The sequence below is a fragment of the Brevundimonas sp. genome, assembly GCF_013823285.1.
Taxonomy (GTDB): domain Bacteria; phylum Pseudomonadota; class Alphaproteobacteria; order Caulobacterales; family Caulobacteraceae; genus Brevundimonas.
Genome location: NZ_PNLV01000079.1, coordinates 1 through 11,802, shown reverse-complemented (window position 1 = coordinate 11,802; position 11,802 = coordinate 1). Strand labels below are relative to the sequence as shown.

The 11,802-nt window shown below is 66.6% G+C and carries 11 protein-coding genes and 1 pseudogene; 5 read left to right on the top strand and 7 right to left on the bottom strand.

The genetic code is table 11. From position 1 onward, the window contains the following. Nucleotides 1-438: 438 nt before the first annotated feature. From C0461_RS11010 to C0461_RS11000, 4 genes are all read right to left on the bottom strand, one after another. Nucleotides 439-1,302: an ABC transporter permease gene (locus tag C0461_RS11010; RefSeq protein WP_292106833.1), complete on the bottom strand. Its 864-nt coding sequence runs from the start codon at nt 1,300-1,302 to the stop codon at nt 439-441. 214 nt (nt 1,303-1,516) lie between these two features. Beyond that, the gene (locus tag C0461_RS14470; RefSeq protein WP_363378346.1) at nt 1,517-2,392 is read right to left on the bottom strand and encodes a sulfotransferase; all 876 of its coding nucleotides are present in this window, start codon (nt 2,390-2,392) and stop codon (nt 1,517-1,519) included. A 102-nt stretch (nt 2,393-2,494) separates the two neighbouring features. Further along, nucleotides 2,495-2,794 carry a helix-turn-helix transcriptional regulator gene (locus C0461_RS11005; RefSeq protein ID WP_292106837.1) on the bottom strand — a complete coding sequence of 100 codons (300 nt, stop codon included), beginning with the start codon at nt 2,792-2,794 and terminating at the stop codon, nt 2,495-2,497. A 74-nt stretch (nt 2,795-2,868) separates the two neighbouring features. Then, nucleotides 2,869-3,351, bottom strand: a complete 483-nt coding sequence (locus C0461_RS11000; protein ID WP_292106831.1) for a helix-turn-helix transcriptional regulator — start codon at nt 3,349-3,351, stop codon at nt 2,869-2,871. A gap of 330 nt (nt 3,352-3,681) precedes the next feature. Between C0461_RS11000 and C0461_RS10995 the strand changes: the two genes are divergently transcribed. Then, on the top strand, nt 3,682-3,912 hold the full coding sequence (locus tag C0461_RS10995; RefSeq protein WP_292106829.1) for a hypothetical protein: 231 nt from the start codon (nt 3,682-3,684) through the stop codon (nt 3,910-3,912). 117 nt (nt 3,913-4,029) lie between these two features. Here C0461_RS10995 and C0461_RS10990 read toward each other — a convergent pair whose 3' ends face one another. Beyond that, nucleotides 4,030-4,233: a helix-turn-helix transcriptional regulator gene (locus C0461_RS10990; RefSeq protein WP_292106834.1), complete on the bottom strand. Its 204-nt coding sequence runs from the start codon at nt 4,231-4,233 to the stop codon at nt 4,030-4,032. Between the two features lie 167 nt (nt 4,234-4,400). Beyond that, nucleotides 4,401-4,607 (bottom strand): helix-turn-helix transcriptional regulator, encoded by a 207-nt coding sequence (locus tag C0461_RS10985; RefSeq protein WP_292106827.1) that lies wholly within the window; start codon nt 4,605-4,607, stop codon nt 4,401-4,403. A 92-nt stretch (nt 4,608-4,699) separates the two neighbouring features. Between C0461_RS10985 and C0461_RS10980 the strand changes: the two genes are divergently transcribed. The 4 genes from C0461_RS10980 (at nt 4,700) to C0461_RS10965 (ending at nt 11,680) form a co-directional block, all read left to right on the top strand. Then, complete coding sequence (locus C0461_RS10980; RefSeq protein WP_292106826.1) at nt 4,700-5,188, top strand: RNA polymerase sigma factor; 489 nt, start codon at nt 4,700-4,702, stop codon at nt 5,186-5,188. A gap of 13 nt (nt 5,189-5,201) precedes the next feature. Further along, nucleotides 5,202-6,173 (top strand): FecR domain-containing protein, encoded by a 972-nt coding sequence (locus C0461_RS10975; RefSeq protein ID WP_292106825.1) that lies wholly within the window; start codon nt 5,202-5,204, stop codon nt 6,171-6,173. Between the two features lie 82 nt (nt 6,174-6,255). Further along, on the top strand, nt 6,256-9,180 hold the full coding sequence (locus C0461_RS10970; protein ID WP_292106824.1) for a TonB-dependent receptor: 2,925 nt from the start codon (nt 6,256-6,258) through the stop codon (nt 9,178-9,180). Nucleotides 9,181-9,187: 7 nt separating this feature from the next. After that, a complete protein-coding gene (locus tag C0461_RS10965; protein WP_292106823.1) occupies nt 9,188-11,680 on the top strand; it encodes a prolyl oligopeptidase family serine peptidase in 2,493 nt (830 codons plus the stop codon). Here the strand turns inward: C0461_RS10965 and C0461_RS10960 are convergent. After that, nucleotides 11,616-11,802, bottom strand: a pseudogene (locus C0461_RS10960) (asparagine synthase); the annotation flags it as partial. The gene C0461_RS10965 and the pseudogene C0461_RS10960 overlap by 65 nt on opposite strands.

Below are 11,802 nucleotides of genomic sequence, written 5' to 3'. Positions count from 1 at the left end.
GCCGGACTTGAGCCAAGCCTCCCAGTCCTGATGGTCGGATGCAGCAGAATGCGACGTTCTGGGCGCCGGGGGCTGCTCCGGTGGGCCGGCCACAAGCCGTCGGATCACCACAAAGCCGCTGATGCACCACAGCGCCACGGCGCCAGCGATCATCAAGGCTTCCAGCATGTGATTTCCTGAATGGCGTACAGAGGAGAATGTCCGCCTGTCGCTGAGCAAGGTCAACACACGCGCGATGGGCTGATCGGGCCTCATCGCGGCCGGTTCCATTTCTGCCGAGCCTGTCTCCAGTCTTGGACCGTCAAACGGCGCAACCGCTTGGAAATCCGAACCCGGGATACGTCAAGCGAACCTGTGCTACCTTTAGGTGCCGCCAGAGAAGGTTGGGGGGGCGCAACAGTCCAAGGACTTGCCCTTGATTCAGCATCGAGCGCCGCTTCACGGCTGCCTGTCATAGCCGCTGATGCGGTAGAGCCAGTCGATGAACAGGCCGGCGGCCAGAAGGGCCACTCCGACCGAGATCGGATACCAAGGGTTGTAGAGCTCGCTGTGGAAATCGCGGATGACCGCATGGCGAATCCACTCGACCACATGCGCCAGCGGATTGTACTGCACAATCTCCAGGAACTGGGGTGGCAAGCTGCCCAATGTGAAGAAAAGACCTGACGTCAGCAGCAGAATACGCCCGATCGGGCCGGTCAGCTCAGTCCAGGGCTCGAAGGCGCGTCCAATTTGCGAGCTAAGAAAACATGCGCCATAGGCCAGCAACAGCAGCGTTCCGACCGCCTGTATCAGAGGCAAGGGTTCGTCGATCCATGACGTGAAGGGCAGGCCAAAGAATGCGAACATAATTAATACGAACAGCACCAAGACTATGAAGTAGGTTAGGCCTTCCAATAGGGTGCGGGCGGTAATGACCTCGAAGGCATTGACCTGCGGATACTGCATCAAAACCCGATTGGCCCGGATAGCGCTCGCGCCCCGGGTTATGCCGTTTCGCGTAAAGAAGATCGGTATAATGGCCGTGATGAAGAACACTACCAAGCTGTCGCCGGCCCCTGCCGGGCGGGCGAGGACGCTGAAAATTGCGATCATAACCACCAGGAGGATCATGGGCGAGATTAGCGCCCAGACATATCCGGCTGACCGCGCCCCATAACGGGTGCGGGATTCTCGAAGAAGAAGAGCATGGATCGTACGGAGGACGGACCAGGACGCCGCCACGAACGGACGAGCACGACTTTGCAGTCCGGTCCGCCCAAGCCCTGCGCGACCCCTCGGGCCTGGGTCACTAGTGAACATTAGCTAGGCTCAATGTCAGGCTCCCTCCGTCAGAGCGATAACAGGCTACGTTGGACCTGAACAGTGCGCTCACGACTCACATGTCGGCCGGGCCGATCCGGCACGCGCCAGCAACACGCGCACGGAAACTGCATGGTCGCGTCAGGTGACCAAGGGCTTGGCGAAGGTCATTTGAGGGGTCGCGGGCAAATCAGGCGCTTGATGAAACACTGACTTACCGAGGCCGATTCCATTCTCGCCGAGCCTGTCTCCAGGCCCTGACGGCGGTTCTCCGCAGCCGAGCCATGCGCCCCGATTTCTTGGCATCCCTGCGTATAAGGCCCGGGGGCGGCGGGGGGAGGCCCAGCCAAGGAAAGTGCTCCGCAGCGATGCGGCGCACCTCTGGCTGTCTGGCGATTGCACGGCGATCCGCTTCGCTGATGGGGTCGGGTCGGGCTCCAGTCTTGTTCAGGCTGGAGTTAGAGTTCCGAAGGGTGATCACCGGCCGACTGAAAGTCTCCCCTGAGAGCCCCAAAGGTTGAAAAAGCGTCGGCTCTAGATAGTCCCTCCAGTCGGCGGCTCGAAGCATCCTGTCGAGATTGAATACAAGAACGCGGTCCGGCGCCCTTTCGGCGATCAGCTCGTAGACGGCCACGGAGCGCAACCATGCCTCCAGAAAGGTATCTACATCCCGGAACTTGTTCCAGGGCATGGCTTGGTAGGACCGCCAGACATCAAAAGGATTCCGTAGACAGTAAACATAAACCGGCCGGTTCTCTGGATTATCGAACAGGGTCTCATAGCGTCTAAAATGGCGTTCGTGTCGGGGGGTTTTGTGACCGAACCAGATGGCGTGAGGACGATCGGAGGGGCGGCCCGGTGCCGACAGGCGAAATGCCCGCCTAACAAAATCATACCTAGTGTCGAAATCCTCGATGCGGCGTTGCGCCAAGGCTGCCTCAAGCCAAGCCAACAGGCGGGTACCTGCCGGCCCGCCGAGTTCGCCTTGCAGCTCAACTAAGCTGGAGTTCCTCAGGATGTTAGCGCACATGCGCGTGCCGGATCTGCCCATTCCGCAAACGATCAGCGGACGGGGTTCAATTTGCGCCACAGGGCGATCCTTTTCCGACGCGACCTTTGACGCGCAGCGGCTTTTAACCGCCTCGCGCCGCTGCCGCTAGCCCGAGTTGAATGGCTTTCCCACATAATCGATCTAGGATTTGCCGTCACGCCCGGTCCGCGGAGTTGACGATCTCGAGCCCGGTGGCGCCCTGCAAGGGGCGCTGATGTCTGTCACGGACGTCAACGCTACGGCCTGGATTCGTGTGCGGACTCCCAGCACCTCGCATGCGCGGGCGAAATGCTCGTCTACGGTTCGCGGGGATAGGCCGAGGGCTTTGCCGATGGCGCAGGAGTTAAGCCCCCGGGCCGCCAACGCCAGACATTCGCGGTGACGATCGGTGAGCACCTCCAGCGCAGGCTTGGGTGCGTAGTCTGGGGGCGGGATTGGCATGGCCTGAGCAGAGACCAACCGCAGGTTTGCGACAATCCCGCAAACCTGCACCGGCGGGTCGGCGGTTGTATCTGTCACTTCGTATCAGCGGAGTCGGGCGAGGTGAGGCGCTCGACGCCGGCGTCCAGCCAGGCGCGGCCTTCCTGCTCGCGTCGCTCGGCCAGATCGCCGAGTTGGTCCAGAACGTGCGTGAAGGCGGCGACGAGAGTCCGTACGTCGAGCGCCGCGATGGTGTCGCCATAGTCTCGGTCGAGTTCCTGAAGCGCCACCATGAGAACGGTCATCAGTTTGTTATCGGCGCACCGCAGGGCGAACTCCGGAGAACCCAGGGTGAGGCACGCGATGAGGGCGTGAGGATCGCTATCGGTCGCCTTTGCGAAGCGGTGAATCTGTTCCAGATTCACCCGTCCGCCCCCCGCCTCGAAATGCTCGTACGACCTCAGCGGCATATGCATTCGGTCAGCGATGTCGAGCGCACGTAGCCTCCGATTCTTCCGAATCAGCCGCAGCGCGGCCGTGAGAACCTCTTTCTGGGTCTGACGATCGGTCGCGTTCATGTCCGGCCTCACTCCGTGGACAGAGCGGAGGATATCGCTTCACCCTCGTTCTCCGCCCGATCGAAAAATGGAACAGCCGGGACGCAAAAAAAGAGTTGAGAAGAGCTGGATGGATGAGGATGGCCTGTCTCAGGGTCCGCTTTTAGGCGGAGATCATGTCGGCGGAAGCGGAGACGATGCGAGCGCCAGAAAGGACGCCATTTCCATGCGAGGGCCCCTTGATGCGCCTTTCACTATGGGCTGGGTCTGCTACCAGACTCCTTGGCGCGCTGGGTTCACGTTAGGATGTCCGCACAATGCGGAGCGTTGTCATCTGGAAAGTCACTGGCAATGGGAAAGAAGTTGCGTCGGCCACGGCGGCTGGAGATCATCATTGCCGTCGAGATCATCGTCGTGGCGGCGATCATTGTTGCCTTCCAGTTGAGCATGCGAGACGCGCTCATCGCGAGCGCGGTCGCGGGTTGGCTGGGTTTGGAAGCCTACTTTTCCGGGCGTCGGGACCCTGCGAGCCGGTCCGGTGAAACCCGAAAAAAGCCTCGAGGTTCGGGGCCGTGGGCGTGATGGCCGCACCATCAGTTTGCGCGCCCCGCCTTCCTCGGCCTAGCCGTCCCTACCAAGCAGATATCACCGCGGCGCTAATGAGCTTGCCCGCGGAGGCCCGCCTGGTCGTTAGGCAGGTCAGGCGAGTAGGCGCGCGGGCGGCACCTCTAGGGCGGCAGCCAAACGGCCCAAAGCTCGGACTGTGGGATTGCGCGTTCCCCGCTCCAGATCGCTCACATAGCTGCGCTTCATGCCCGCCCTGAAGGCGAGTTCTTCTTGCGAAAGGCCGGCCCTTTCTCGCAAGGCACGCACGTTTCGGCCGAAGAGGATGACCACGTCCATCCCCGTCATAGGCCAGCGCCGGTCGCGAAACGCCGCCCACCAACCGTGTCATTTCGGGAGATGCAGGCTTTTTGTGACTAGTCGCCCCGGTTTTCACGTGGACCGGCACGAACGACCTGCAGGCCGCAGCCCGCAGGGCCGGCGCGTCGGACGCGGAAAGCGAACCGTCAATCTTCAAGAAGTGTGGCGGGCGGAACGGACAACCCCGTTGCCAGTCGTTCCAGTGCCCTCACAGATGGATTACGCGTGCCTCTTTCGAGATCGCTTACATAGCTACGCTTCATGCCTGCGCGGAAGGCCAGCTCTTCTTGGGACAAACCAGCTTCCCGGCGAAGCGCTCGAACACGTTTTCCGAGACGGGTAACAATGTCCATCCCGCAAAGTGGACGGCCAAGGGGTCTTTCGGCTGTCCCCTAAACGTGTCATTTTCCTCCGATGGTTGCAGTTTCTGCAGATGATCATCGCAATGTCTGATCACATCCACAGTTTATCTCGCCCCAATGGGGCCGTGCAGGACCTGTACGATCGGTACGGGGCATGGCTCTCCGCTCGGCTGATCAAGCTTTACGGGCGGCAGGAAGCAGAAGACATCGCTCAAGAGACGTGGCTTCGGGTCTTCCGCTACAAATCAGACGATATCCGGCACCCGCAGGCTCTGCTGATGCGGATAGCATCCAACCTGGTGTGGGACCGCCAGCGGCGCGCGCGACGACACAAGCTGGAGGAAACGTCTTCCCAAGGGTGCCAGGTCGTTCAAGCTGTTCAATCCGAAGCCGTTCTCATCAAGGAATTGATCCTGAGCTTGCCAGAGCCTTTGCGGGATGTCTTCCTGTTGTCCCGGGTGGATGGTTTGACCAACGCCCAGATTGGCGAGAGGCTGGGGCTGTCGCCCAAGACGGTGGAATGGCGCATGACACGGGCTCTGGCCCACTGCGCCGCTCAGCTTCGGCGCTAGCATGAGGCGCGATATGGCTGGCCCGACAGTGCGGGTTGAAGCAGCGGAGGAGGAGGCGGCCGCCTGGCACGCCCGGCTCGGCTCGACCGTGGTGGCCACCAGCACCATCGAGGAGTTCTTCGAATGGCGATCCCGGCCCGGGAACGCCGACGCCTACGCGCGGGTGGAGCGGGTCTGGCGCGAAAGCCAGGGCCTGGAGGCTGATCCCCAGATCGCCGAGGCGCTGCGAGAGGCGCGGGGCCGGCGCAACCGGCGCCCCGGGCGCAGTCGGCGCTCGGTGGTCTTCGGCGGCGCGGCGGTGCTGACGGCGCTGGCGCTGGTGGTGGGCGGGACCCTGTGGTGGAGCGGCCGGGACGTCCATGAAACCGCCGTGGGTGAACGCCGGGACATCCGACTGGCCGACGGGTCCCTTGTGAACCTGGATACGGATTCCCGCATCCGCGTGGTGTACGGCGACCAGGAGCGCCGTGTGGAGCTGCTGGAGGGACAGGCGCTGTTTGACGTCAGGCCCGATCCGCAGCGGCCGTTCTCGGTGGAGGCCGCAGGGGCGCGCGTGGTGGCGGTCGGCACGGTGTTCGAGGTGCGCCGCCGGGGCGAGCGGGTGGATGTGACCCTCGTGTCCGGGCGCGTGAACGTCCAGGGCGGGGGAAGGGGCCGTGTGCAGTCCCTGGAGCCCGGACAGCAGGCGCGGGTGTCGGAGCGCCGGGTGGAGACGCGGACGGTGGATACGGCCGTAGAGACCAGCTGGACCACCGGAAGGCTGATCTTTGACAATGTACCGCTCGGCCAGGCCGTGGAAGAGATGAATCGTTATCTGGCCGACGGCATCGTCATTGAGGATGCGGGCATCCGCGACCAGGCGGTCAGCGGCGTGTTCCGCACCGGCGATCGGGACGCCTTCGTGGCCGCGTCCTCGGACGTGCTTGGACTCGCGGTTGATCCGAAGGCGGACGGGACCGTGGGTCTGAGCCGCCGTCGAAATTAAATTTGTGAAGGGCTCCGGGGTCACCGGGGGTCTCGACGGTCTCTTCCTCTGACGCCGAGGGGGCGCCGAGGGAGACACGCCTATGAACCGCTTCAATCTGCTCACCGGAGCCGCCGTCGCAGCCTGCCTATCAACGCTGGCGGCCCCGGCCGCGGCCCAGAATGAACGGATGTTCGACATCCCGCCGGGCGCCCTGGGCGAAGCCCTGACCGCCTTCGCCACCCAGGCGGATCAGCAGATCCTCTTCACGCCGCAACTGGTGGACGGGCTGCGATCGCCGGGCGTCAACGGCAGGCTGGCCCCGTACGAGGCCCTTGATCGTCTCCTTGAGGGCTCCGGACTGGAGGGCCGGCAGATCCGGCCGGGGGTGTTCGCCCTGCGGCGGGCGGCTCCCGAGCCGGTGACCGAACTGGAGGCCCTGGTGGTCACCGGAACGCTGCTGGTCTCCTCGGGGGACCTGGCCTCGCCGGTGGTGACGATGGACCGGGATGAGCTGGACCGGCGCGGCTACGGGACCGTGGCGGAGGTGCTGGCGGCCATGCCGCAAAACTACGCCGGGACCTCCACCCCCCTGACCCAGGCCACCGGCGCGGACGTGGGGACCTCAAACAATGTCTACGCCACAGGGGTGAACCTGCGGGGGCTGGGCCCGTCGGCGACCCTGGTGCTGGTCAACGGGCGGCGGCTGGCCGGCACCGGTTCGCGAGCCGAGTTCGCCGACATCTCCGCCCTGCCGTCTGCGGCGGTGGAGCGGGTGGACGTGCTCCTGGACGGCGCGTCCGCCCTCTACGGCGCCGATGCCGTGGCCGGCGTGGTCAATGTGATCATGCGGCGCGCCTACCACGGTCACGAAAGCCGTTTGCGGGTGGCGGCCGCGCAGGGCGGGGCCGAGGACGTCCAGCTGTCCCACCTGGCCGGGCGCCGATGGGGTTCGGGCTCGGCCTATCTCTCCTATGAGCACCAGAGCGCCAACGGCCTCAGCGCCTCGGACCGGGCCTATACGGCCGACGGCGACCTGCGGCCGTTCGGCGGAACCGATCGCCGCAGTTTCTACAGCGCTCCCGGCAACATCGTGGCCTTCGATCCGGCCACTTCAGCCTACCAGGTGCTCTGGGGCATACGGCCTGCCCCGGGCGGAACAGCCCAGGGACCGGAGGACTTCGCGGCGGGGGACGCCAATCTCCAGTCGCCGCGCCTGGGCGTGGATCTCCTGCCGGCGCTCGAACGCCACAGCGCCTACGGTCAGGTCCGCCAGACCCTTGGGGAGCGGCTCGAGCTGTCGGCGGACCTGCGATACAGCCGGCGCAAGACGGAGAACGCCACCGTGCCCGCCGCAGGCGTCTTCACGGTGACCCAGGCCAATCCCTGGTTCGTCTCGCCCACCGGCGCGGCGGCCCACTCCGTCGCCTACTCCTTCGTGCGGGACCTGGGGCCGGCGCAGAACCATGCGCTGTCAGAGAGCATCGGGGGCACGCTGGGCGCACGCTACGATCTCCCGGCCGGCTGGCTGCTGGAAGGCTATGTGGCCGAGGCGGTCGAGCGCGCCGACTACGGCGTCTCCAACCGGGTCAACGCGACCTTCCTGGCGGAGGCGCTGGGCAATGTCCCGGATAATCCGGCGACCCCGTTCCGGGCCGAGGTGGACGGCTATTTCAACCTGTTCGGCGACGGCGCGGCCAACAGCCCCGCCGTGCTGGAGTTCATCGGTTCCGGCTACGGCCAGGTGAGCAACCGCAGCCGCGCCTCGGCGGCCAACCTGATGGTGCAGGGCCCGCTGTGGCGGTTGCCCGCAGGAGACCTCAAGGTCGCGCTGGGAGCCCAGGTCCGCAGCGAAGCCTTCGAGACCCGGGGCGAGACCTTTTTGGCGGGCATCGAGCCGAGGCTGATGGCGACGCCCGAGCGCGAGCGGTCGGTCACGGCGGTGTTCGCCGAAGCCCGCGTCCCTCTGGTCGCCCCGGCCGAGGGCCGACCAGGCGTTCGCGCGCTGGACCTGTCCCTGGCCGCGCGACAAGAGGCCTACGACGACTTCGGCTCCACCACCAATCCGAAGGTGGGGATCGTCTGGGAGCCGGTGGAAGGCCTGGGCGTGCGCGCCTCATGGGGAACCTCGTTCCGGGCCGGCGCCCTGCCGCAGCTGTTCGACCAGCAAGGGGTGTCGCCCGCCTTCCTGTCGCGGGCCGACGGCTCCGAAGCGCTGATCCTGATGGTCTACGGCGGCAATCCCGATCTGCGGCCGGAAACCTCCGAGACCTTCACGGCGGGATTCGACTACCGGTCAGCCGGCGGGTCCTCGCTGAGCGTGAATCTGTTCGAGACGCGGTTCGACGATCGAATCGCCCAGCCGGTGAACGCCAATTTCGAAGGCGCGCTGATCGACCCGACCCTCAGCCCCTTCGTGACCCTGATTGATCCGGCGAACAATCCTGCGGACCTGGCCCTGGTCGAGGGCTACGCCGATACACCGGGTTTCTCGCCGGCGTTCCCCGCCGAAAGCTACGGCGCCATCGTCGACACCCGCTGGGTCAACACCGGCGCGGTGCGAGTTCGTGGTCTGGACCTGACCGCCCGACACAGCTGGCCGCTGCAGTCCGGAGACCTGGCGCTGGAGACCGCAGCCTCCTGGATCATTGATTACGAGAGCCGGGCCACGCCCGCAGCGCCGGCTGAACAGGTGGCAGGCCTGCTGGGCTATCCCGTCCGCCTGAGGGCGCGCACGGGGCTGAGCTGGTCAGGGGACGGGGTCGACCTGGGGGCTTACTGGAACCACGTGGCCGCCTATGAGGACCGCGCCGGGACCCGGATCGACCCCTGGGACACCCTGGACGCGCGGGTGGCCTGGCGGCCTGTCTCCGGCCCGCTTGACGGGCTGAGCGTTGAGCTGGCCGTCCAGAACCTCTTCGACGAAGCCCCGCCGTTCTACGACTCCCCCACCGGCTTCGGTTTTGACGCCGGGCAGGCCAGCCTTCTGGGCCGCATCGTCTCGCTTCATCTGATCAAGCGCTGGTGAGACCGTCATGCGCCCAGTCTCGCAGCGCCTCGCGGCGCTGGCGGCGGTCCTGCTCGTTTGCCTCGCCGCGCCGCCGTCCCATGCTGAATCGCCACGGGCCTTGTCCGTGGACGACCTGCTCAGTCTGGAGGCCTTCGGACAGGCGGCGATCTCGCCGGACGGCCGCTGGGCGGTTTACGAGCGACGGGGCGCCTACGACACCCTGGAGCGGGTCGACCTGGGCGGACAGTCGGTCCGGACCCTGATGGACCTGTGGGTGGCCGACCTGGACACGCCCTCGGCGCCCCCTCGCCAACTGCTGCCGGGGGAGGGGCCGGGCCTGGAGCTGGCGGCCTGGTCACCCTCCGGGAGCCGGCTCCTGGTGACCCGCCTCCAGGGTGGCGCCTTCGAATACGGCGTCGTCTCCATGGCTGAGCGGGCCGTCCGCTGGATCGGCCTGGCCCCGGAGCTTCCGCTCAACGGCGCTTTCGCCGCCTGGGCGTCGGACGAGACCGTCCTGCTTCTGGTTCGGCCGGACGGCGGTCTGCCGCTGGCCCTGGGCTACAATCAGGTGGCCACGCGCCGTCGGGCCGCCGCCTGGGAGCGGACCGCCCGGGGTCGGCAGCCTGCGAGAACGGTCATGGACGCCGCGGGCGGGGTGGTGACCACGGAGGACCAGGAACCGGGGCAAGCCCTGGTCAGACTGGATCTGCGGGACGGGCGGGCCCGCGTCCTGGCGGAAGGGCGCATTGCCGATTTCGCCCTCTCCCCGGATGGGCGGGCCGTGGCCCTGGTGTCGCGTGCGGAGTCGATCCCGCTGGGCCGACCGGAACTGCTTCACATGGAGGACGACCGCCGTCGCCGACTGGTCGTCCTCGACCTGGAGACCGGCGAACGGCGCACCGAGGCGCCGGGCCTGGACGTGGCCCCGCACCTGCTGCGCTGGTCGGCGGACTCCGGCGCGGTCCTGGTCTGGGCCCGCCCGGACGGACGGCGCTGGGACGAGGGCGGGCTGGTGAGCGTGGGGGACGACGGGGTCACCCGCTACGAACTCGAGAGGCTCGTGGCGGGATCCTCCGCCGAGATCGTGCTGGGGGGCGTGCGGGCGGACTGGATCGGGAAGCGGCCGGTCCTGCTGGCGGCCACGGAGGCGGGCGGACGGCGCGACTGGCGTTTGCTTGGTCTCGGTGCGCCGCCGCTGACCTTGTCCGCCGGCCTGGCGCAGGCCCCGGGGCGCATCGCGGCTGCTGGTGAGGACGGGCTCCAGGTCTTTGCTGACGGGGCCTTGTGGGCGATGACGTCGACGGGGACGCGCCGCCTCACCCCCGCAGGCCTGACAGTGCGGGAGGCGACCCCGTTCAACCTCAGCGGTGTCCGGCGGCTGAAGGCCAATGAAGCGCCCCGGCGCGCCTGGACGGCCGCCATCGATGCGGACCACCGGGTGCTGATCCTGGATGAGGGCGGGGTGATGGCCCTGGACGGTGAGGGCGGCGCGCACGACCGCGTGCTGGCGCTAGGCCGGCGCGCCGCCCTGGTGTTGCACCCCGAAGGCCTGTCGGAAGGCCTTCAGCTTCGCAGCGGTGACGCCACTGCACGCCTGGACGGGGTGAACCGGGGTCTGGCCGACGTCGTGCTGACCGAGGCGCAGCCCATCGCGCACCTGGACTGGCAAGGGGTTGAGACGACCAGCTGGCTCTTCCTGCCGCCCGGAGCTGAGGAGTCCATCCGCGGTCTGATCGTGAGCGTCTATCCCGGCTGGGCGGACAATCTGGCGCGGGTGGACCCGTTCACCATGACCTACAGTCGCCGGCCTGAGGTCTATGTGTCGGCGGGCTACGCCGTGCTGAGCCCGATGATCCCTGCGGGTCTGTCGGCCGAGGAACGGGGGGCGGCCTACGTGGCCAGCGTGGACCTGGCCGTCGACGCGGCCCTGGCGCGTTTTCCGCAGCTGCCCGAGGACCGGATGGTGCTGTCCGGTCACAGCTTCGGCGGGTACGCCGCCCTGGAGATCGCCACCCGGTCCAGCCGGTTCCAATCCTATATCGCCTCGGCGCCCTACAGCGACCTGTTCGGGGTGTGGGGCGCGTTCGATGCGGTCGGGCGCATCCAGCCGAAAACCGGCATGTTCTTTCGGTTCAACCAGGGCTGGAGCGAAGTGGGGCAGGGGGCGCTGGAGGCGCCGCCCTGGGACGCGCCGGAGCTCTACGCGGCCTCAAGTCCGTTCCTGCGCGCGGACCGCATCAGCCGGCCGGTGCTTCTTCTCACGGCGGATCTGGACTTCGCACCCATGACCCAGGCCGAGCGCATGTTCAGCGCCATCCTTCGCACCGGCGGCCAGGCGCGTCTGGTGACCTATTGGGGCGAGAGCCACCTGATCTGGAGCCCCGCCAATATCCGCGACTATTACGCCCAGATCTTCCATTGGCTGGAGCTGACCCTGGGTCCTGCGGCATCGGTCAGGCCGCCCGACCCAGCCGCGCTTCCCACGTCCGCACCCAGCCCTCATACGCCGCTACCGTGAGGATGACGGCGTAGTGCCCGCGCCACACCAGGGCCTCGGGCTGCAGTTCGATCTCGGCGGCGGCTCGATCAATCAATCCCAGCGCCGCGAGCCGACCCTCGATCAGCCAGGGCCGGAGAAAA